Genomic DNA, 19,015 nt, shown 5'->3' with positions numbered 1-19,015 from the left:
CTGTAATCGTCTATGTTTAATACCCAGTTTGATCAGCTTGTAGGCGGAGCCGCCTCGCAGTTTGCCGCACCTGATAACACGGCGGTGTCCGATTCTATTGCAGCCGTTAAGACAGGCGGTCTGAAAGCTCTTGAGTCCATGTCGCTGGACGATCTTATGTCGCGTATGGTGAACGGGCTGGTGGAGTTTGCCATCCACCTTGCCATAGCCATATTGGTGTTTTATGTAGGCAAGTTTATCATCACCAAGATCTACAAAGTTGTCGATGCTATATTTCTGCGCCGTAATCTTGACCGCTCGTTGGCGACATTTATCCTGAGCCTTATCAGGATATTGCTGTACTTCATCCTGATAATAACGGTTATTGGCATATTGGGCATTAATACGAGCTCGTTCCTCGCCATCTTTGCCTCGGCCGGTGTGGCTATCGGTCTGGCTTTGAGCGGCACCCTTCAGAATTTTGCCGGCGGAGTACTCATACTTCTCCTCAAACCCTACAAGATAGGCGACTACATCGAGGCGCAGGGCTATGCCGGCTCGGTAAAGGAGATACAGATATTCAGCACGATAATCAATACTCCCGATAACAAGCAGATCATCATACCCAACGGTCCGTTGTCGACAAGTTCGATCAACAATTATTCCAAGGAGGACTACCGCCGTGTTGACTGGACGGTGTCGGTAGCTTACGGCGATGATGTGGATGTGGCTATTGGTGCCATAAAGGATATTCTGTTGAGCGACAAGCGTGTCGTGGTGAAGTATATAGAGGATGACCGCAAAAAGGCGAAAGCCGCAACTGCTCCTAAGGATGAGGCGGTTGCTGTCGACGTATCGCCTGAAGCCATGCGCAAAATACCGTGGTGGCGCCGTATGTTTATGAACCGCAAGCGGGCCGTGACACTCGGCCAGAAAATCGAGGCGCACCATGCCGAGATATTGGCCAAGATGCCAAAGGTCAATCGTGAACCGTTTGTCAGGCTTGGCAATCTGAACTCCAGCAGCATAGACCTTACCGTAAGGGCTTGGACCCGTGCCGAAAACTATTGGGACGTCTTCTACACCATGAACGAGCGCTTCTACCGCGAACTTCCGGCACACGGGCTGCATTTCCCCTTCCCGCAGCTGGATGTGCACATGGACCCTACGGCAAAATAACCTGAGCCTGTAAGCGGGTATACAAGGACTCGCCGACCGGGTGTGATGTCGCCAGTCGGACTGGCTCACATAAAACCGCGTTAGGGTTAATATAATATAAATGTGGGTGGGGTATGGCGGTTTATCGGTTTAAATTTGTTATTTTTGCATATTGGCGATAGTGTGGCTTTCGTGGCTCTCTTCCTACGCACGATGAACGGCCCTGACGTCAAGACGCAGACTTCTTCTCTCTTCAGGCTTGTGACTGCGGTCACAGGTGTTTTGCTATGCAAAAATAAAAAATAACATAAATGATAAGTAAATGGAATTACTTACCCCTTACAACAGAAGAGCAAAAATTAGAGACGGAGTTGGCGTCGAAATACGCCAATTGCCCACCTGTTAGCGAGTTGCTGGTGCAGCGCGGCATATCCTCAGTTGACGAGGCGGAGCGATTCTTCCATCCGTCGCTGAAGGACATGCATGATCCGTTTCTGATGCCGGACATGGATAAAGCTGTGAACAGGCTTAACAAAGCCTTGGGGTCAAAGGAGAAGATTCTCGTATTTGGCGACTATGATGTGGACGGCACCACATCGGTGGCGCTCGTATACAAATACCTGCAGAATTTTTACTCCAACATAGAGTACTACATACCTACCCGCTATGACGAAGGGTACGGTATATCACTCCGGGCGATAGACGAAGCTCATGCCTCGGGAGTGAAGCTTATAATCATTCTCGACTGCGGTATAAAGGCGATCGAGGAGATAAAGTATGCCGCCACGCTCGGCATAGACTTTATCATCTGCGATCATCACGTACCTGACGACGAGTTGCCTCCGGCCGCGGCTATACTTAATCCGAAGCTTGAAGGGAGCACTTATCCGTGTCCCCATCTGTCGGGCTGCGGAGTGGGGTTCAAGTTCATGCAGGCGTTTGCCAAGAGCAACGGCATCACGGGCAATGAGCTTGACAACATGCTCGATCTTGTGGCGGTAAGTATCGCTGCCGATATTGTGCCTATGGTAGGTGAGAACCGCATCATGGCCTTCTGGGGTCTGAAGCGTCTTAATACCAATCCTAATGTGGGCCTGCGGGCTATCATCAAGATATGTCAGCTCGGCAATCGAGAAATCACGATAAGCGACGTCATATTCAAGATAGGTCCGCGTATCAATGCGTCGGGACGCATGCAGAGCGGGCGCGAGGCTGTTGAGCTGCTCGTGTCGCGCGACTTTTCCGACGCATATCAGCGAGCCAAGAACATAGATCAGTACAACAAGGACCGCAAGGAGCTCGACAAGCGCATAACCGAAGAGGCCAATGCCATACTGGAGCGCCATAACGAACGTCTTAATGACAAAAAGTCGATAGTCATATACAATAAGGACTGGCACAAAGGCATAATAGGCATAGTGGCGTCGCGACTGACCGAACTGTACTACAAGCCGGCCGTGGTGCTTACTCTGTCCAACGGACTTGCCACCGGCTCGTCGCGTTCGGTACAGGGCTTTGACGTGTACAGCGCCATAGATGCCTCGCGCGACCTGCTTGAGAACTTCGGCGGCCACACATATGCTGTGGGGTTGTCGCTGAAGGAGGAGAACATACCGGAATTTACCCGTCGCTTCGAGGAGTATGTCGCTGAAAATATACTGCCGTCGCAGCTGACGCCTCAACTTGACATCGATGCGTTTTTGACGTTTTCCGAAATTACACCGGAGTTTCTGTCTTTGCTGCGCCGGTTCAACCCGTTCGGCCCCGGCAATCAGAAGCCTGTGTTCTGCAGCCGCGGTGTTATGGATTTCGGCACGAGCAAGCTCGTTGGCAAGCATCTGGAGCACATAAAGCTGGAGCTCGTCGACAATACTTCCGGAAAGGTATTCAACGGCATAGCGTTCAATATGGGCGAGTTTTTCGAGCATATACATGCACGTAAACCGTTTGACATCTGTTATACCATAGAGGAGAACAAGCATCAGAGTTCCGCCGGACACATTCAGTTGCAGGTCAAAGAGATAAGAGTCAGCAGCTGAATATATAGTACCAAGCGTCAAGTATAGGATGTCAGGTGGCTGAGCCTCATTACATATTGCGCAAGTACTGGGGCTATGAAGATTTCAGGCCGCTTCAGGAGGATATAATCACGTCGGTGCTCGCCGGACGCGACACACTCGGTCTGTTGCCTACAGGCGGCGGTAAGTCGCTCACGTTTCAAGTGCCGTCCATGCTGCTTCCGGGGCTTACCCTTGTGGTGACTCCGCTTATATCATTGATGAAAGATCAGGTCGACAATCTGCGTGACCGTGGTATAAAGGCTACTTATTTTCACGCCGGTCTCACTCGGGCCGAGCAGAAACTCGGCATGGACCGCTGCCGCCTCGGTAAGATAAAAATACTTTATGTGTCGCCTGAAAAATTGCGTTCGGAGCCATTTACGGCCCAGCTCAGGCAGATGAATGTAAGTCTTATCGTGGTCGACGAGGCTCACTGTATATCGCAGTGGGGCTATGATTTCCGTCCGTCGTATCTGAAAATCGGTGAGCTGCGCAGCCATTTTCCCGAGGTGCCTGTACTCGCTTTGACTGCTTCGGCCACTCCCGAAGTGGTCGATGACATAATGGACAAGCTGCTGTTCAGAGAGCGCAACGTGTATGCGAAAAGTTTTGCGCGCGACAATCTGTCATACATTGTGCGAAACGACTTTGACAAGGAGCGCCAGTTGCTTCGTGTATTGGGAAATACCGTAGGCAGCGCGGTGGTGTATGTGCGTTCGCGTCGGCGCACCCGCGAGATTGCTGACATGCTTGTGTCATCGGGCATAAGCGCCGACTATTATCATGCCGGTCTTGCTCCCGAGGATAAAAACGAGAAGCAGGCCCGGTGGAAGGGCGACGAGGTGCGCGTCATGGTGGCTACCAATGCTTTCGGCATGGGCATCGACAAGCCCGATGTCAGGGTGGTGGTTCACTTTGATTTGCCCGGGTCACTTGAAGAGTATTATCAGGAGGCTGGCCGGGCTGGCCGCGACGGAAAACCGGCTTTTGCCGTGCTGCTGACTGCAAAGACCGACAAGGCGCGGCTTACACGCATGGTGACCGATGCATTTCCTGACAAAGAGCTTATCCGAAGGGTTTACGAAATGGCGGGCAACTTTGTCAACGTGGCCGTGGGGTCGGGTTATGACAAGGTGTTTGAATTTAATTTCGACCTGTTTGTCAAGACTTATGACTTGCCGCCGTTGCCTGCGCGGAGTGCCATGCATCTGCTTACGCAGGCGGGTTATTTCGAGTTTATCGAAGAGGTGACAATGCAGTCGCGTGTCATGATAATCGCTTACAAGGATGAGCTTTATGATGTAAGGCTTGATGATGAGGGTGACCGTATCTTCAACATATTGCTACGTAGCTACACCGGGCTGTTTGCCGATTTTGTGTACGTCAATGAGTCTTTGATAGCGCGGCGTGCCGATGTTGACGAGCAGAAGGTCTACGAGACTTTTCTGGCTCTGTCGCGGATGAAGATACTTCAGTATATACCTCGCAAGACTACTCCATACTTATACTATACGACCTCCCGCGAGTTGCCTAAGTATGTTGTTATGCCTACGGCGGTCTATGAAGATCAGCGACGCCGGCTTGAAAAGCGCATCGAGGCCATGAAGAAATTCGCGTTTGCAGTCGATGAGTGCCGTGTAAGCCTGATGCTTAGGTATTTCGGAGAGAAGTCGGTGTCGCCTTGCGGCAAGTGTGACGTGTGCCGCGAACGGAAGCATGTCAGGATTAACAGTCTTAGCCGAGAGGAGCTTGAGTCATCGGTTATGTATATGGTGTCGCAGGAGCCGCGTACGGTGGAATATCTTGTGCGGGAGTCGTCTTGGCGCCGCGACGATGTGATCGAGTGCGTACGTCGACTGGTGAAAAGGGGCAAATTGTGTATCGGGGCCGACGATACGATCAGCAGGTGCTGAGTTAGAGGTGATGCCGGCATGCCGAATGGGGCCAATGTGTCAAAAATGTCCAACCTGCCTCAAAAATATATTAACCGTATTTTGAAGCCGTGTCTTGATGTGATTGATGAGAGGCAGGTATACAAAAAAAGCTGATCACTATGTGGTCAGCTTATTTCATGCTGTAGTTGAATTAATTATTCAGCAACAACTGCAGAGTCAGCGGGAGCAGCTACAGAGTCAGCAGCGGCAGCAGCAGAATCAGCAACAACTTCTACAACTTCAACAGCCTCTTCTACAACAGCTACAGAGTCATTAGCTTCAGCAGCAGCGTCAGAAGACTTGCAAGAGAACATTGATACGCTGAATACAACAGCAAGTAATAAAACTAACTTTTTCATTTCTTTGTAAATTAATAATAAAACAATTTTTAGCTTCAAAAACGATGCAAAGTTAATATAAAATCGGAACACAACAACAAAAATTTACAATATTTTTTACGGTAAAATGCTTTTTCTATAAAAAATACAAAATTTTGTATTTGAAGTGCCTGATTTTTAACACTTAAAGCGGCAATGGCAATAAGTCCGCGGCAAGAGCAAACTCCGCTCTGACTGTTGAAAACATGCCGTTGCCGGCCGGGCAATCTTTTGCATCTCCAACAACACTGGTCCCTAAGCCTGTCAATGGGCCGAATGGTGATGCAGCGCATTATAGCTGCCTGCGATACGGTTTGCCATTTTCACCGCTTTGGTTATGTGGTCGCATATGTGATCTTCTCCTACAAGACTGTCAATGCCGGATTTAAGGAGTACCTGACGCACCTGCGGGTTCACGCCGGAGAGCACTATATGTATGCCTTCGTTCTGCGACGATTTTATAAGTATCTCAAGGTTGTGTACAGCGGTGGCGTCTATGAACGGCACCTTACGCATGCGCAGTATGCGTACTACCGGCTTATCACCGAGGGTGGACCGCATCATTTCGTCAAACTTAGTAGCCACGCCGAAGAAGAACGGACCGTCGATTTCGTATACGCTAACTCCTTTTTCTACGTCGAGCACTTCATGGTGGGTGGCGTCTGTGCCTTCTGCCACGTCAAGCTGTTCGGAGTACACCTTTATCTGGGTGTTTTCAGTCACACGGCGGAGGAAGAGGATAATGGCAAGCAGCAGTCCGATCTCGATAGCTATCGTGAGGTCAAAGATGACCGTAAGAAGGAATGTGACGATGAGTACGGACACGTCGCTTTTGGGAGCCTTGAATATGCCTACCACAGTACGCCAGCCGCTCATGTTGTATGACACGATGATGAGTACGGCCGCCAGACAGCTCATAGGCACGAGGTTGATGAGCGGCATGAGGAATAGGAATATGAGCAGCAATACGACGGTATGTATGATGCCGGCTACGGGAGTGCGGCCTCCGTTGGTTATATTGGTCATAGTGCGTGCTATGGCTCCGGTGACGGGTATGCCACCGAAGAAGGGCACTACTATGTTGGCTATGCCCTGACCTATAAGCTCGGTATTGCTGTTGGTGCGTGAGCCGGTGACACCATCGGCTACTGTAGCCGACAGCAGCGACTCAATGGCACATAGAACAGCTATCGTGAATGCCGACGGGAGCAATTGGTTGATGGTGCCCATCGACAGTTCGAAGCCGCGGGGCTGGGGTATGTCGGTAGGTAACGAACCGAAACGGTCGCCGATGGTTTCGACGGCAAATTCGGGAAAGGCCCCTTTCAGCAGGTATACTGCGGCTGTCACTATTATTATGGCTATGAGTGAGCCGGGCAGTTTCTTGGAAATTTTTGGAGTCAATATAATAATGAGAAGAGATATGGCGCCTACGGCAAGTGTGGGCCAGCTTATTTTGTCGAAGTTGGATATGAACACACCCCATTTCGACAGGAACTCGCTCGGAACGTCCTTAAGGCCAAGTCCGAGGAAGTCGTTGATCTGCGTGGAGAAGATGGTCAGCGCTATACCGCTGGTGAAGCCTACGACTATGGGATAGGGGATGAACTTGATGACAGTGCCCAGATGAAAGAGACCGAGCAGAATAAGTATGAGTCCTGCCATGAGTGTAGCTATGGCGAGGCCCTGCAGCCCGAAGTTCTGTATTATACTGTAGACGATAACGATGAATGCGCCTGTCGGACCGCCTATCTGGACGGAGTTGCCGCCGAAAGCCGATACGAGGAAGCCGCCGATTATAGCGGTTATGAGGCCTATGGTGGGGCTTACTCCGGAAGCTATACCGAAAGCTATGGCCAGCGGCAGAGCCACTATGCCCACCACGATGCCCGCAATTAGGTCATCTTTAAAACGGTTTAATGAATAATGACGTAAGGCCGATAGGAGTTTCGGCTGAAAATCGATTGTACCTGAAAGCTTCATCTTGCAAGATGATAAGTTTAACAAAAATTAATAGACTGTAGAATTATGGCGCAAATTTACTAAAAAATAGTGAAAAACATTGCTTTCAGGCATGAATTTAGGGGAAGGAGTATTATATAGGGCTAATTGGGTTGATTAGTCCTACAGGACAGGTGATAGCGGTTTTTAGGGCGTTTACGAGTATTTTGACTAATTTTGCGGTATGTTTCATCACAATGCAAGACATAACAAGGACGAGGCCCTGCATGTGGCGGTGGGCGCGACATTGAAGGAGCGTCTGCCTAAATATTCGCGCTACATACCCGGTGTGCTGGTCAGATGGCTTGAGCGTACCGTGAGGCAGGATGAGCTAAACGGCATACTGGAACGTACGCGGGGCAAACACGGTGCCGGATTCTGCCGTGCCGTGCTTAAAGACCTCAAAGTCACATATGAAGTTAAGGGCGAGGAACTTATGCCCAACGACCGCAGGATAATAATAGTCAGCAATCATCCTCTCGGGGCTCTTGACGGTATAGTGATGATCGATTGGATACACCGAGTGTACGGAGGCGAGGTGAAGTTTGTGGTCAACGACCTGCTTATGGCTGTAAAGCCTTTGAAGGAGGTCTTTCTTCCTGTCAACAAACACGGCCGTCAGAGCCGCGAGGCCACGACCGACGTAGACGAATATTTTGCCGGCAATGATCCGATCATAATTTTTCCGGCCGGCCTTGTGTCGCGTAAAGGTAAAAAGGGAGTGCGTGACCTGAAATGGCAGAAAATGTTTATAAACAAAGCCGTCCAGTACGGCCGTGATATAATTCCGGTGTATTTTGATGGTAGAAATTCATCGTTTTTTTATAATTTTGCAAAGTTACGTACCCGTCTGGGATTGAAATTCAACATCGAGATGATCTACCTCCCGCGGGAAATATTTAAAAGCCGTAATGCACACTTTACGCTGAAAGTGGGCAATCCGCTGTCGCACACGATATTCCGAGGAGGAAGACAGGCGTCGGAGGAAGCCCGCAGAGTGAAGCGCATAGTATATAATTTAAAAACGAAATAGACATCAACACCAAGCTGTGAATAAAATGAGCATGCAGATTATTGATCCGATACCTGTTGAGTTGCTTGAAAAAGAGTTGACTCCCGATAAGTTTCTGCGAAACACCAACAAGGGGGGCAATCATATCTATATCATAGATGCCCACAATTCACCCAATGTGATGAAAGAGATAGGGCGTCTGCGCGAGATAGCTTTCCGCAATGACGGAGGCGGTACGGGCAAGGTGTGCGACATAGACGAGTTTGACCTTATGGATCCTCCGTGCCGTCAGCTGATAGTATGGAATCCCGATGAGCGCGAGATCATAGGGGGCTATCGGTTTATTACCGGTGACAATATCAGATTTACTCCCGACGGCAAGCCACGCATAGCCACGAGTCATATGTTTGACTTCTCTCCGCGGTTCATAAAGGAGTATCTGCCTCACATCGTGGAGCTTGGGCGGTCATGGGTGAGGCCCGAGTACCAGACGTCAAAGGCCGGTCCCAAGGCGCTTTATGCGCTCGATAACCTGTGGGACGGTCTGGGTGCTCTTACCGTAGTGTATCCGTCGGTTAAATACCTTTTCGGAAAGGTGACCATGTATCCGAGCTACAATGCGGAGTGCCGCAACATGATACTTTACTTCCTTACCAAACACTTTCCTGACCCGGACCATCTCGTTGTGCCCATAACGCCACTGAAGACCCACACCGATATCGAGGCGATGGAGCGGATGTTTACCGGTACGTCATTCAAGGAAGACTACAAGATACTCAACAAAGCCATCAGGGAGTATGGCTACAACATACCTCCGCTTGTCAACGCCTACATGAGCCTGTCGCCTTCGATGAGGATGTTCGGCACGGCGATCAACGACGAGTTTGGCGATGTGGAGGAAAGCGGTATATTTTTTGCCGTATCGGAAATATTTGAAGAGAAAAAAGGACGGCACATAGGCACATATCATGCCGGCGACACGGTGTCGTGAAAATGCCCTTATGGGGTGTGGTCCGAAAAAATAAGTGACATTATTAGGCGAAATCGGCGCCGAATTGTTACTTTTGTATACATTATATATTGCGATTATGGAAGAGTCATTAAGCCTATCACTGCAACAACGGCTGCAACAGCGGCTCTCTCCGCTTCAGGTAAAGTTTGTGAAAATGCTTGAGATGAACGGTCCTGAGGTGGAAGATGAAGTGCGGCGGGCTCTTGACGATAATCCCGCTCTTGAGAAGGTCGAGGCCGATGATGCCGCCGAGGATAACGAGCGGTTTAACGAAACGGCCGAAGATATAAGGCGAGCCGATTATGCTTCGGAGGAGGAGATACCTTTTTATCGGCTTGAAGCGCGCAATCACAGTGTAAACGATACTTATGCCGAGCCGGTGGCGGCCGACGGGGCTATGTCGCTTCTCGATATGCTTTCGGAGCAGCTCGCCGAGCATGATCTGACTGACCGGCAGCGTACCGTGGCCTTATACATAGCCGGCAATCTTGACGACAACGGATACTTGACGCGCGATGTCAATTCGATGGTTTACGATATTGAGGAGCAGACCGGGCAGGTGGCGTCGACAGCCGAGGTCAGGTCCATGCTTGACCTTGTGCGCACTCTCGAACCGGCCGGAATAGGAGCCGTGGACCTTCGCGAGTGTCTGCTTCTGCAGCTGAAACGCCGTGAACTCAGCGACAGCGTGAAGACAGCCACGGAGATTGTGACCCACTATTTTGACCTGTTCTCGCGCAAGCACTATGACAGGCTTGCGTCGGCGGTCGGCGTATCGCCCGAAAAACTGCGCGAGGCTATAAAAGTCATACGGTCGCTCAATCCAAAGCCTGCGAGCGACATAGGCGATGACCCCGCCGAGGAACGTACCCGTCATATAATACCCGACTTCGCTCTTGAAGTTGAGGGCAACGACATAGAGCTTACGCTTCTTAACAACGTGCCGGAGCTACGCATCGAGGCTACTTTTCGCGATGATGAAGACGGCAAGCATTTATTGCCTCAAAGTTCGAGAGCGTCGGGCGAGACGGCTCTGTTTATCAGGCAGAAACGCGACGAGGCGACAGAATTTATAAAGATACTGCGCATGAGGCAGGAGACACTTTTCCGTGTTATGAGCGCCATAGTGAGGTTGCAGAAAGACTTCTTCATCAACGGCGATGACGAAAGCCTCATCAAGCCCATGATACTCAAGGATGTGTCAAAACTGACCGGCTACGACCTGTCGGTGATATCGCGTGCCGCGGCCGGAAAGTACGTGGCCACGGCCCACGGTGTGTATCCTTTGAAATTCTTTTTCAACGAGCGGCCCAAGGATGACGTCGACGCGTCGACGCATGAACTTATAGCCACGCTCAAGTCGGTGATCGACGCCGAGGACAAACGCCATCCTCTAAGCGACGAGGTCATAACGGCCGAGATGGTATCGCGTGGCTATGACATAGCGCGCCGCACCGTAGCCAAGTATCGCGAGAAGTTAGGCATACCCGTGGCGCGTTTGCGTCGCGAGATATAAACATAGTTAAAGATCAATCGTTATAAAGACATGATAAATAAAATCGCACACATATTTTCATGGGTTCTAAGCCCGGTGCTCATACCTGCTTATGCTGTGTTTATCGCGCTGTGGGTGACAACGCTGTCAATGCTTCCCGCGGCCCTGCGGTGGAATGTAGTGGTTATGGTGTGGCTTATAACCTGCGTATTGCCGGTCCTTGCCATCTACATTCTATATAAGCTAAAGGTCATAAGCCACCCCGGACTCAACAACCGTAAGGAGCGTTATATACCTTACGTCATGACTACAGCCTGCTATATAGGCGCGTCATGGTATCTTCACGGCATACACGCCCCTCACTGGATGTGGATGTTCATGATAGGCGGGGCTGTGGCCGCCGCGCTGTCGTGTGTGGTCAACGTGTGGTGGAAAATCAGCGCCCACGGAGCGGCCATGGGCGGTCTTCTCGCGCTATTGTCGCGCATAGCGTTTTACGGCATAGCAGTGGTCGACATGTGGCCTGTCATATCACTTGCCATCATATTGACCGGTATACTCGGCACTTCGCGCATACTTCTGCATTGTCACACCCTCATGCAGGTGGTGGCCGGTGTGGCCAACGGCTTTTTATGGGTGTTTATATTGACATGAGTCTGAAAAACAAATAATATATACATTATATGAAACCGATCGTTAGCATAATCATGGGCAGCACATCAGATATGCCCGTAATGGGAAAAGCGGCCCAGCTTCTTGATGAGTTCGAGATACCGTTTGAGATGAACGCTCTGTCGGCTCACCGTACTCCCGCTCAGGTCGAGGAGTTCGCCACCGGCGCCGCCGACCGCGGTATAAAAGTCATAATAGCCGCCGCCGGTATGGCCGCCGCTCTCCCCGGAGTAATCGCCGCCAATACCACTCTTCCTGTGATAGGAGTGCCTATCGCGTCAACACTCGAAGGCATGGATGCGTTGCTGTCGATAGTACAGATGCCTCCGGGCATACCTGTGGCCACCGTAGGCATAAACGGAGGCTATAATGCCGCGCTTCTTGCGGTGGAGATGCTTGCGCTTGGCGATGAGGCTACAGCCGCGCGTCTTGTCGAGTTCAAAAAGTCGCTTGCAGGTAAAATAGTGAAGGCCAATGCCGAGCTTGCCGAGGTGAAGTATCGTTTTAAGACAAACTGATAGCAATATATTCATTATATATAAGATGGGTAGCTATGACTACGTGCGCCGCCGATCGCGTGAGGTGAACATCGGCGGAATACCATTGGGCGGCGATAATCCTGTAAGAATACAGTCCATGACCAATACTTCGACCATGGACACCGAGGGATCGGTGGCCCAATGCCGCCGTATAGCCGAAGCGGGAGCCGACTATGTAAGGCTTACGGCCCAAGGAGTAAGGGAAGCCGAAAACATCGGTGTTGTCAGACGCCTGTTGCGCGACGCCGGCACAGATGTGCCGCTGGTGGCGGATATACACTTCAATCCCAAGGCTGCGTTTGCCGCCGCCGTGGTGACTGACAAGGTGAGGATAAATCCCGGAAATTTTGTGGACCCCGGACGTACGTTCAAGAAGTTAGAGTACACCGACGAGGAGTATGCCGCCGAACTGAAGCGCATAGAGGATGCCTTTGTGCCGTTTCTCGACACATGCCGCCGTCATGGTACGGCCATACGTATCGGAGTCAATCACGGGTCATTGAGCGACCGCATCATGAGTCGTTACGGCGATACTCCGGCCGGCATGGTGGAGAGCGCCATGGAATTTCTGCGCGTTGCCGTGCGTCATGATTTCTACGACATAGTCATATCCATAAAGGCCAGCAACGTGACGGTGATGGTGGAGACTGTGCGACGCCTTGTCGACGCTATGGATAACGAGGGTATGGACTTTCCGCTGCATCTCGGCGTGACCGAGGCGGGTGACGGCGAGGACGGCCGTATAAAGAGCGCGGTAGGCATAGGCACACTGCTTGCCGAGGGCATAGGCGACACGATAAGGGTGTCGCTCAGCGAAGCGCCTGAAAACGAAATACCTGTGGCCGCGGCACTTGTCGATTACATAAGCCGTCGAAGTGACGCAGCTCCTATTGAGTGCGGCGTCACCGATGCGTCATGTACGTACATGCCGGAGCGCCGTCCCTCCGACAATTGCGGCGGAGTGGGCGGTGACAGCCCTGCTGTCGTTGTCAACAGGCTGGAGGCCGTGCTCGACGACTATGTGCCGGTCGACGCGGCAACCCCCGCTGCAAGCTGGCTGCCTGAACTGAAAAATAATCCCGGCAAGCCGGTGGTCATAACTACGTCACATGTCAACCGCCCGGGTTCTATACTTGCCGCCGCGCATATCATGGCCGCCGCGGGCATGACGCATCCTGTGATACCGATGATAGATTACGGCGATGCGGAGTTTGACGAAGTGGCCCTTATGGCGTCGGCCGATTTCGGCTGCATGATACTCAACGGGTTGCGCGACGGCTTGTGGATAAAGAGTTCGCGTCTTAGCGACGAGGAGTTGATGAGGGTGTCGCTCGGCATACTTCAGGCTACCCGCCTGCGTATAAGCCGTACGGAGTATATAGCCTGTCCGGGTTGTGGCAGGACACTCTTTGACCTGCAGTCGACACTAAAGGCGGTCAAGGAGGCCACGTCGCATCTGAAAGGTCTGAAAATCGGCGTTATGGGGTGTATAGTCAACGGGCCGGGTGAAATGGCCGATGCCGACTACGGGTATGTGGGTGCGGCGTCGGGCCACGTCAGCCTGTACAAGGGCAAGACCTGTGTCGAGAAGAATATACCTCAGGAGGAGGCCATACCGCGGCTCGTGGAGCTGATAAAATCGTGCGGCGACTGGAAAGACGCTTAGATATCGTCGGCCTCGGCTGAAATCATGGTCTTGTAGTTGCGCATCATGCTGAAGTACGCGACGAGTCCCAAGGCTATTCCGATAACGCCGCCGATTATTATGCCTATGCGTGAGTAGTCGTTGGCGTAAATGAACAGAGCTGTCAACAGCGGTATGACTATCGCTGCGAGAAGTATCTGCGCCTGATGGTGGCGGCGGCGGTACAGACGCGCTTTAGCGACTACTTCGGCCACTCCCATAGTGGCTGTGTCGATGCTCTTTATGCCCTGCCACAGGTAGAAGTCGGTGACAGCGGCTATGCAGAAAAACGCGATAAAAGCCAAGAGTATGCCCGTAGAAAAGAACCGCATGGCATTGAATGCGGCGCATATGCCGAGTATCGGCAGTATTGTGCAGAAGCGTTTGTACTGCAGGGCCAGCCGTTCTTGTGCCGATTTTACCTTGTCGAGTTTTATGTGCTCGAGTATACGTGAGTTTACCGCTTCGATGTTTTCGAGGCGTGAGTTGATTTCATTCCATTTCACTTTCATTTCTTCGGGGTCCATAGGGCTATTGGTTAGAGTATTTTACAAGTCGTTCTTTAATGCGCCGGAGCCGTGACGCTACCGTGTTGCGCGGTATGCCCATGACTTCGGCTATTGTTTCGTAGTCATAGTTGTCGAGCCACATGAGTATAAGCGCCTTGTCGGTGGGTCCGAGCCGGTTGATAAGATTGTACATTTCCTTGAGCATGGAGCTCTTGTCGGTGTCGTCGGCAATCAGTTGCGGGCATTCGTCTACAGGTACCGACAGTCTGCGCTTCTTGTTGCTCCGGAAGTATGACACACATGTGTTGAGGCATATACGGTAGACCCATGTCGACATTTCGGCCTCTCCGCGAAACCGGTCAAGTCCGCGCCACAGATTTATGAGTGCTTCCTGCCTCAGGTCGTTGAAGTCATCCGTGTCGATGGCGTAGAAGTAGCACACTTTTGATATTGTGCTGCCGTGCATGGATATAAGCGAGTCAAACGCGCTGTCTTTATTTTCAATTGATGGCATCGGTGATGATCTGTTTTGCCGAGTTAGACGCTGGCTTTTCCGTATAGTTTCACCGGTGTACGAAAATCTATGATAAAAATTTAAGTGTCGAGGGATATAAAAGTGTAGATGCGTCCTGAGTTGATGCCGAGGGCCCGGGCCGAGAAGTATATGCCGGGGGCGCAGCGGGTGCATGCCGGCGGCATCTGGATCATTGACGGGGCTATGCCGCGGGCTTCAAGACGTGACTTTACGTAAAGCGGCAGGTCGACATGCGGTTTCGTGAAGCCGTGTGCTATGAATCGGTCGGGGAAATTTTCAGCCACCTCTTCTCCTACCTCAAAGCAGGCGGGGCATATGCATGGCCCCATGGCGGCCTTGATGTTGTCGATGCGTGCTCCGCACCGCAGCATGGCTTCGACGGCGTTGTCGGTAACTCCGGCCAATGCTCCGCGCCATCCTGCATGGGCCGCTCCTATGACTCCGTTGTCGGCGTCGGCCAGTATGACAGGCACGCAGTCGGCGGTGGATACGCCGATTATGACTCCTGTAAGAGTGGTGACGAGTGCGTCGACTCCGTTTATGACCTCCTCTTCGACAGGTATGCGGTCGATTACCGCACAATCGGACGAATGGGTCTGACGCGGTATTATTATGCGCTCACACGGAATGCCGGTAATGCCTGAAAACCGGTCGCGGCAATCTGCAACATGAGCCTGTCCGTCGCCCGTGTAGTGACACATATTTATGCCGGAGTAGGGCGACGATGTTGTATTGCCTCGTGAGGTAAAGCCGGCGTGCACGCCCGGTGCTATATCAATCATGTGTATGAAGCCGTCATCGGGCATCGTCGGAGCCGTCATAGTCTTCCCAGCTGTCATCCCACTCTTCGTCGTCCCACTCTTCATCGGCCAGCATGTCGTCGTCAGCTTCCTTCGGGGTGTTTTCAAATAAGAATTCGTCCTCTTCTCTCACACGATGGTGGCCGTCAAGCCGGCGATGGGTTATAGTGGCCGGTTCTATGCGGTTGGCCTCGTCGGTGATGGCCTCCCAAAGCATGTCTTTTAGTTGCTGTATGCCAAGTCCCGACACGGCCGAAATGAATACATGGGGCAGGTCCTCCGGGAGGTCATTCTCTATTTCTGCCATGAGCTCGTCGTCGAGCATGTCGCACTTGCTTATCGCGAGTACGCGGTGCTTGTCGGCCAGTTCAGGATTGAAACGGGTCAGTTCGTTGAGCAGGATATCGTACTCTTTGCGTATGTCATTGGCGTCGGCGGGTATCATGAACAGCAGTACCGCATTGCGCTCTATATGGCGTAGAAATCTTAGCCCGAGCCCCTTGCCCTCGCTTGCGCCTTCGATTATGCCCGGTATGTCGGCCATGACAAACGACCGGTTGTCGCGATAGCTGACTATGCCGAGCTGTGGCTCCATCGTGGTAAACGGGTAGTCGGCGATTTTCGGACGTGCCGCAGATATTGAGGATAAAAGGGTCGATTTTCCTGCATTCGGGAAGCCTACCAGACCTACGTCGGCGAGCAACTTCAATTCAAGTATGACGGATTTTTCTATGGCCGGCTCACCCGGCTGTGCATACCGGGGGGTCTGATTGGTAGCGCTTTTGAAGTGCCAGTTTCCGAGACCGCCACGACCACCGCGGAGGAGTTTTATCTCTTCGCCGTCTTGGGTCACTTCACAGAGAAAGTCGCCGGTCTCGGCGTCGAATACTACCGTGCCGCAGGGTACTTCTATGATTTTGTCCTCACCGTCTTTGCCGAAACTGCGGTTGCCAGATCCGCTTTGTCCGTTGCCGGCAAAAACATGACGCTGATATTTCAGTGGCAGAAGAGTCCACATGTTTTTATTGCCGCGGAGTATTATGTGGCCGCCGCGACCACCGTCGCCTCCGTCAGGACCTCCTTTGGGTATGTACTTCGCACGGTAAAAGTGTCGGGAGCCGGCGCCGCCCTTACCGGAGCGGCACAATATCTTCACGTAGTCGATAAAATTGGATTCTGCCATAATTATTACATATTTATATTGTCAGAACATGCTTGTGGCTCTGCGTGTTCATGCCCGAAACCGCTGACAACCTACAAATTTAACCAAAAAATCACTACCGTGCAAAATCGGCTTCCGACTCACCGAGAATTTTGTATTGACAATTATTGTTTTTTGATGCGTACGACTGATAGGGAGCGAGGAGGCATCGGGTAAACAAAATTGCGTGATACCTTTAATCCGGAGTTCTCCGGACTGATTTTCCCCGGTGTCCCCTGACCGTTTGTATCATCGAGTGACTCGCCCTTGAGAACAGTCAAGGCAGCCTGCGTATCGTAGCCTTTGAGCGAAGGCAGTCTGGCGGCTATCGGTTTCGGCTCGTTGGTCAGGTTGACCATTTTGAGTATTATGTCATCGGTATTACTGTCTTTCACGCATGACGCATAGTTGACATCATTTGCGAAAACTCCGTCGATAATCTTGTCGCCCGAATTGGTTCCGAACAACTGCTGGACATAGTAGTTTACGGTCGGATATACATTGCGGCCGTCGAAGTATATCAGGTCGGGATTCCACTGGCAGTGGCCGATTCGTCCGAGAAGAGGCGCGTATGACGCGAACTCTACGACGTCGCCGTTGCGCTCCAGCCCTGTCATGAATGCGGCTTCGGCAAGTGCGTTACTCAATTTTGAGCCCCAAGAAGCGTACTCGCCGAGATACACTTTCGGTCCTTTGCGGTCATATTTGTCGTAGCGGTTGAGGTTGTTGCGGAACCACTCCTCGCCCTTATAGAAGTGTTCGTCCACAATGTCGGTATTGCTTGTGCGTGCTATCTGCCATCCTGCGTCGAAATCCTCGCCGGAGTCAAGCGGTCCCGAGGTACCGATGATTTTTATGTCGGGGTACTTGGCATGTACGGCATCGGTAATCATACGGTATCGCTCTTCAAAGGCCGGAGTTATGTGGTCCTCGTTACCGATACCGATGTATTCGAGGTTGAATGATGCCGGGTGTCCGGCTTCCGCACGCTTGCTTCCCCATTCGGAAGTGGCCGGGCCGTTGCAGTATTCGATGAGGTCGAGTATGTCCTGAATATATTTGTCCATTTCTTCCATAGGTATGGCCTCTTGTCCGGTTCCTCTTTTACGGGCTGAGTTCTGGCAACTGACACCGGCGGCTACTACCGGTATGGCTTTGGCGTCTATGTCCTCGCAGAACTGGAGATACTCGAAGTAGCCGAGGCCGAAGGTCTGGGCATAGTTCCAGATGTTTTTGTCGCCTCTGCGTTGCTCTACAGGACCTATTGTGCGCTTCCAGTCGTAGATGTTATCCAGACCGTCACCGTGAGTTAGGCATCCGCCGGGAAATCGTACAAACTTCGGCTTCAGTGCGGCGATAATCTCGGCGAGGTCTTTACGTAGCCCGTTTTTGCGCCCTTTGAAAGTATTCTGCGGGAAGAGCGACACCATGTCGACATCGACTGTGGCCGGCTTCATGAAGCGTATCATCAGAGACGCACTATCGGCATCGGCCTTAGGTATTATGACGAAAGAGTGCTTGCACCAGTCTTTATTGGATATGGTCACCGTTGTGTCCGATATGATGTTGCCCTTTTCGCTAAGAGTGACGCGCATCGGCAAAGATGGTGACTTGACGAGACGGGTCCAGACGCTGAAATCATATTTTTCACCTTTGTTCACCGGTATGCCGTCGAAGCCGTCATTACGAATCCCGACGCCTTCCGGGCCTGCTGTAAGTCCTTTGAAGCGCAGATAGTGGGGATTGTTTTTGTGGAGTGGCGATGCTGATTCCAAAGATATGGTGCATATGCCGTCTTTGCGCTCCATTGCCCAAGATGTGAAGTAATACCAGTTGTTGTGAGGGTTATTTCCCCAGTTCACGTCTGATGGACTGTACTCAAAAGAACGGTTCTGCACGAGTTCGGGATATAAGCCGCCATCTGCTGCATAATTGAGGTCTTCAAAGAATACTCCAAACAGGTTTGGACTTATGTCGCGTGTTCCGGCGAATGTAGTGGAAACTGAAGCTAATGCAAGCGATGAAATTAGTAATCTGAAATTCATTG

At 51.6% G+C, this 19,015-nt stretch carries 16 protein-coding genes; 9 read left to right on the top strand and 7 right to left on the bottom strand.

Annotated features, from left to right (window positions below; translation table 11 throughout):
* Nucleotides 1-12: 12 nt before the first annotated feature.
* The 3 genes from FW767_RS05120 to FW767_RS05110 all read left to right on the top strand — a co-directional run bounded on the left by FW767_RS05120 (nt 13) and on the right by FW767_RS05110 (nt 5,110).
* Nucleotides 13-1,158 carry a mechanosensitive ion channel family protein gene (locus FW767_RS05120; RefSeq protein WP_121698533.1) on the top strand — a complete coding sequence of 382 codons (1,146 nt, stop codon included), beginning with the start codon at nt 13-15 and terminating at the stop codon, nt 1,156-1,158.
* Nucleotides 1,159-1,448: 290 nt separating this feature from the next.
* The gene (recJ, locus tag FW767_RS05115) at nt 1,449-3,176 is read left to right on the top strand and encodes a single-stranded-DNA-specific exonuclease RecJ (RefSeq protein ID WP_121698534.1); all 1,728 of its coding nucleotides are present in this window, start codon (nt 1,449-1,451) and stop codon (nt 3,174-3,176) included.
* A gap of 35 nt (nt 3,177-3,211) precedes the next feature.
* On the top strand, nt 3,212-5,110 hold the full coding sequence (locus FW767_RS05110; RefSeq protein WP_121698535.1) for a RecQ family ATP-dependent DNA helicase: 1,899 nt from the start codon (nt 3,212-3,214) through the stop codon (nt 5,108-5,110).
* Between the two features lie 176 nt (nt 5,111-5,286).
* Here FW767_RS05110 and FW767_RS05105 read toward each other — a convergent pair whose 3' ends face one another.
* Complete coding sequence (locus tag FW767_RS05105; protein WP_205523820.1) at nt 5,287-5,529, bottom strand: hypothetical protein; 243 nt, start codon at nt 5,527-5,529, stop codon at nt 5,287-5,289.
* Nucleotides 5,530-5,772: 243 nt separating this feature from the next.
* Nucleotides 5,773-7,491 carry a SulP family inorganic anion transporter gene (locus FW767_RS05100; protein ID WP_121698536.1) on the bottom strand — a complete coding sequence of 573 codons (1,719 nt, stop codon included), beginning with the start codon at nt 7,489-7,491 and terminating at the stop codon, nt 5,773-5,775.
* Between the two features lie 202 nt (nt 7,492-7,693).
* Here FW767_RS05100 and FW767_RS05095 point away from each other — a divergent pair, with 202 nt between their 5' ends.
* The 6 genes from FW767_RS05095 to ispG all read left to right on the top strand — a co-directional run bounded on the left by FW767_RS05095 (nt 7,694) and on the right by ispG (nt 13,905).
* Nucleotides 7,694-8,542, top strand: a complete 849-nt coding sequence (locus FW767_RS05095; RefSeq protein WP_121698537.1) for a 1-acyl-sn-glycerol-3-phosphate acyltransferase — start codon at nt 7,694-7,696, stop codon at nt 8,540-8,542.
* 25 nt (nt 8,543-8,567) lie between these two features.
* Nucleotides 8,568-9,512: a GNAT family N-acetyltransferase gene (locus FW767_RS05090; protein ID WP_121698615.1), complete on the top strand. Its 945-nt coding sequence runs from the start codon at nt 8,568-8,570 to the stop codon at nt 9,510-9,512.
* Between the two features lie 97 nt (nt 9,513-9,609).
* A complete protein-coding gene (gene rpoN / locus FW767_RS05085) occupies nt 9,610-11,049 on the top strand; it encodes an RNA polymerase factor sigma-54 (protein WP_121698538.1) in 1,440 nt (479 codons plus the stop codon).
* 30 nt (nt 11,050-11,079) lie between these two features.
* Entirely contained in the window at nt 11,080-11,682 is a 603-nt protein-coding gene (locus FW767_RS05080) for a hypothetical protein (protein ID WP_121698539.1), read from the top strand.
* Nucleotides 11,683-11,711: 29 nt separating this feature from the next.
* Nucleotides 11,712-12,218, top strand: coding sequence for a 5-(carboxyamino)imidazole ribonucleotide mutase (purE, locus tag FW767_RS05075; protein ID WP_121698540.1), 507 nt, complete (start codon nt 11,712-11,714; stop codon nt 12,216-12,218).
* 25 nt (nt 12,219-12,243) lie between these two features.
* A complete protein-coding gene (ispG, locus tag FW767_RS05070) occupies nt 12,244-13,905 on the top strand; it encodes a (E)-4-hydroxy-3-methylbut-2-enyl-diphosphate synthase (protein WP_121698541.1) in 1,662 nt (553 codons plus the stop codon).
* Here the strand turns inward: ispG and FW767_RS05065 are convergent.
* The 5 genes from FW767_RS05065 to FW767_RS05045 all read right to left on the bottom strand — a co-directional run bounded on the left by FW767_RS05065 (nt 13,902) and on the right by FW767_RS05045 (nt 19,013).
* Nucleotides 13,902-14,450, bottom strand: a complete 549-nt coding sequence (locus FW767_RS05065; RefSeq protein WP_121698542.1) for a hypothetical protein — start codon at nt 14,448-14,450, stop codon at nt 13,902-13,904. The genes ispG and FW767_RS05065 overlap by 4 nt on opposite strands.
* A gap of 4 nt (nt 14,451-14,454) precedes the next feature.
* Nucleotides 14,455-14,946 (bottom strand): RNA polymerase sigma factor, encoded by a 492-nt coding sequence (locus FW767_RS05060; protein ID WP_121698543.1) that lies wholly within the window; start codon nt 14,944-14,946, stop codon nt 14,455-14,457.
* A gap of 80 nt (nt 14,947-15,026) precedes the next feature.
* A complete protein-coding gene (locus FW767_RS05055; protein ID WP_205523819.1) occupies nt 15,027-15,788 on the bottom strand; it encodes a polyphenol oxidase family protein in 762 nt (253 codons plus the stop codon).
* A complete protein-coding gene (gene obgE, locus FW767_RS05050) occupies nt 15,763-16,950 on the bottom strand; it encodes a GTPase ObgE (protein ID WP_121698545.1) in 1,188 nt (395 codons plus the stop codon). The genes FW767_RS05055 and obgE overlap by 26 nt, the downstream gene beginning before the upstream one ends.
* Nucleotides 16,951-17,093: 143 nt before the next feature.
* Nucleotides 17,094-19,013 (bottom strand): alpha-L-arabinofuranosidase C-terminal domain-containing protein, encoded by a 1,920-nt coding sequence (locus FW767_RS05045; protein WP_121698546.1) that lies wholly within the window; start codon nt 19,011-19,013, stop codon nt 17,094-17,096.
* Nucleotides 19,014-19,015: the final 2 nt, after the last annotated feature.

The organism is Heminiphilus faecis (assembly GCF_008728965.1).
GTDB classification, from domain to species: domain Bacteria; phylum Bacteroidota; class Bacteroidia; order Bacteroidales; family Muribaculaceae; genus Muribaculum; species Muribaculum faecis.
The sequence above is the reverse complement of the archived record's forward strand: the minus strand, read 5'-3'. Positions and strand labels throughout refer to the sequence as shown.

Excerpts from the sequence above, each read along its gene's own strand:
- obgE (WP_121698545.1), bottom strand. The coding sequence starts at position 16,950 with ATGGCAGAATCCAATTTTATCGACTACGTGAAGATATTGTGCCGCTCC.
- FW767_RS05065 (WP_121698542.1), bottom strand. The coding sequence starts at position 14,450 with ATGGACCCCGAAGAAATGAAAGTGAAATGGAATGAAATCAACTCACGC.
- FW767_RS05095 (WP_121698537.1), top strand. The coding sequence starts at position 7,694 with ATGTTTCATCACAATGCAAGACATAACAAGGACGAGGCCCTGCATGTG.
- rpoN (WP_121698538.1), top strand. The coding sequence starts at position 9,610 with ATGGAAGAGTCATTAAGCCTATCACTGCAACAACGGCTGCAACAGCGG.
- FW767_RS05080 (WP_121698539.1), top strand. The coding sequence starts at position 11,080 with ATGATAAATAAAATCGCACACATATTTTCATGGGTTCTAAGCCCGGTG.
- recJ (WP_121698534.1), top strand. The coding sequence starts at position 1,449 with ATGATAAGTAAATGGAATTACTTACCCCTTACAACAGAAGAGCAAAAA.
- purE (WP_121698540.1), top strand. The coding sequence starts at position 11,712 with ATGAAACCGATCGTTAGCATAATCATGGGCAGCACATCAGATATGCCC.
- FW767_RS05090 (WP_121698615.1), top strand. The coding sequence starts at position 8,568 with ATGAGCATGCAGATTATTGATCCGATACCTGTTGAGTTGCTTGAAAAA.
- FW767_RS05055 (WP_205523819.1), bottom strand. The coding sequence starts at position 15,788 with ATGACGGCTCCGACGATGCCCGATGACGGCTTCATACACATGATTGAT.
- ispG (WP_121698541.1), top strand. The coding sequence starts at position 12,244 with ATGGGTAGCTATGACTACGTGCGCCGCCGATCGCGTGAGGTGAACATC.
- FW767_RS05120 (WP_121698533.1), top strand. The coding sequence starts at position 13 with ATGTTTAATACCCAGTTTGATCAGCTTGTAGGCGGAGCCGCCTCGCAG.
- FW767_RS05100 (WP_121698536.1), bottom strand. The coding sequence starts at position 7,491 with ATGAAGCTTTCAGGTACAATCGATTTTCAGCCGAAACTCCTATCGGCC.
- FW767_RS05045 (WP_121698546.1), bottom strand. The coding sequence starts at position 19,013 with ATGAATTTCAGATTACTAATTTCATCGCTTGCATTAGCTTCAGTTTCC.
- FW767_RS05060 (WP_121698543.1), bottom strand. The coding sequence starts at position 14,946 with ATGCCATCAATTGAAAATAAAGACAGCGCGTTTGACTCGCTTATATCC.